The sequence below is a fragment of the Mesorhizobium sp. M1A.F.Ca.IN.020.06.1.1 genome (genome assembly GCF_004023265.1).
In the GTDB taxonomy this organism is placed as follows: Bacteria; Pseudomonadota; Alphaproteobacteria; order Rhizobiales; family Rhizobiaceae; genus Mesorhizobium.
On record NZ_RZSR01001113.1, the window covers coordinates 1 to 1,777 of the forward strand.

The following is a 1,777-nucleotide window of genomic DNA, read 5'->3' on the forward strand; positions in this document are numbered from 1 at the left end:
TCTCCATATCGTCGGCGCGGCGGTTCTGCTGGGGGCGGGCGCTGGCCTCGCCTTCTTCCTGCTGCTTGCACACCCGACCGGCAACCCCGCTACCGTGGCCGCGGTCGCGCGCATTGTCGTGATTGCCGATTTCCTGTTCACGGCAACGGCAGTTGTAGCGCAACCGATCACCGGCGTCGCGCTTGCCCGGCTCGTCGGCTATTCGCTCTGGGACGGCTGGATCGCGCTGTCGATCCTTCTCTACGTCGTGACCGGTGTTTTTTGGCTTCCCGTGGTCTGGATGCAGATGGAGATGCGCGATCTTGCCCTGGCGGCGGCGAAAGCCGGCCAGTTGCTTCCGCCGCGCTATCACCGGCTTTTCCGGCTCTGGTTCGTCTTCGGCTTTCCGGCCTTCGGCGCGGTCGCCGCTATCTTATGGCTGATGATCACCCGCCCGGCCATCGAATGGTTCGGGACCGGCTGATCCCGACGGGCCGAGCGAACTCATCTTAGCTACGCCGGGAGGAGAGGCGCCGGCTCTGATTTCCCGTGCATGGACAAGAACGACTACACCAGCGCGATCGGCATGTAGCGGATAACCACCTTCTCCTGTCGAAACCACCGCTCGAGTGCGATCCGGCGTTCACGCCAGTCGATGAGATCGACCTCGTTGGCCATGACTTCGAAGATCACAATCTTGTCGGCGTTGGACTCGGCACCCTTTTTCCACAAACCGTCGGCAGGCGCCTGAAGGTAAGCAGTAACGCCTTCGAAGCGACTCGCCAGTTCTTCCTTCACGCGGTCGAAATCTTCTTGAGCGAAAGGCTGGCCGTTGTTGTCCGAGCAGGGGAGCAGGATCTGAACAAGATGCATCACAATTCACCGGTGAAAACTAGCACTTGGTATCGTCAAGATAGTTATGCATGTCGGTGGCTGCGATCGAGGCGTGGCCGAATGCGACAGCAATCTGATTGATTTCGTTGACCACATCGCCAGCGGCATACAGGCCTGGCACGACCGTGCGCTGATGCGCATCCACGACAAGATTTCCAAGCTCGTCGCATGTCGCCCCGAGATCTAGGCCAAGTTGCGACCTTATCGTGCATCCCATGGCTGGATAGACGGTATCGAATGAGGATGCTGTTCCGTTGGAGAGTTGAATGGTGGCCTGCTCTCCCGAGGGTCGTAGCGAATGAGGGATGCAGGGCTCGAGCTGGATTCCAGCTTCGTGGATCAGTCGGCCGGCATCTGCATCAATTTCACTCGAAGCATCGGTCGTCAGCACGGTGACGTCGCGAGTGTAGGTCCGCATGAACAATGCCTTCTTCACCGCCTCTTCCGCCGGGCCCAGGACTGCGACGCGCTTATCGATCACCTCATAGCCGTCACAGATCGGACAGAGGCGCAAGGTGCCGGCTCTGATCATATCGTCTGCCGAAGGCGTCTCTGGAAGCTTATCGACAATGCCAGTAGCCAGGAGCGCCGCGCGGGAACGAATGGCTGTCGAACCGATCGCAATAAAATCCGTTCCGTCGCGGCCAATCTCGTGGATTATATCGTGCCTAAGATCGGCTCCGCTCTGCAAAGCCTGCTGCCGCAGCCGATTCAGCAGTTCGGCGCCGGCTATGCCGTCGGGGAAGCCGGGACAGTTGCGGGTAATCGGAATGAGCTTCGCGCGGCTTTGACCGCAATCGACAACGACGACCCGGCGGCGAAAGCGCCCGAGATACGTCGCTGCTGCCAGGCCGGCCGGACCGCCACCGATAACCAAGCAGTCAATTCGTTCCCACTGACCTGT

At 60.2% G+C, this 1,777-nt stretch carries 3 protein-coding genes; 1 reads left to right on the plus strand and 2 read right to left on the minus strand.

Annotation, left to right across the window (positions count from 1 at the left end; genetic code table 11):
* Nucleotides 1-463, plus strand: a 463-nt coding sequence (locus EOA60_RS31505; protein ID WP_164899714.1) for a DUF2269 domain-containing protein, incomplete at its 5' end; no start/stop codon positions are given.
* Between the two features lie 83 nt (nucleotides 464-546).
* Here EOA60_RS31505 and EOA60_RS31510 read toward each other — a convergent pair.
* Both EOA60_RS31510 and EOA60_RS31515 read right to left on the minus strand, forming a co-directional pair.
* Nucleotides 547-852 (minus strand): hypothetical protein, encoded by a 306-nt coding sequence (locus tag EOA60_RS31510; RefSeq protein WP_067318770.1) that lies wholly within the window; start codon nucleotides 850-852, stop codon nucleotides 547-549.
* Nucleotides 853-871: 19 nt separating this feature from the next.
* Nucleotides 872-1,777, minus strand: a 906-nt coding sequence (locus tag EOA60_RS31515; protein ID WP_164899715.1) for an NAD(P)/FAD-dependent oxidoreductase, incomplete at its 5' end; no start/stop codon positions are given.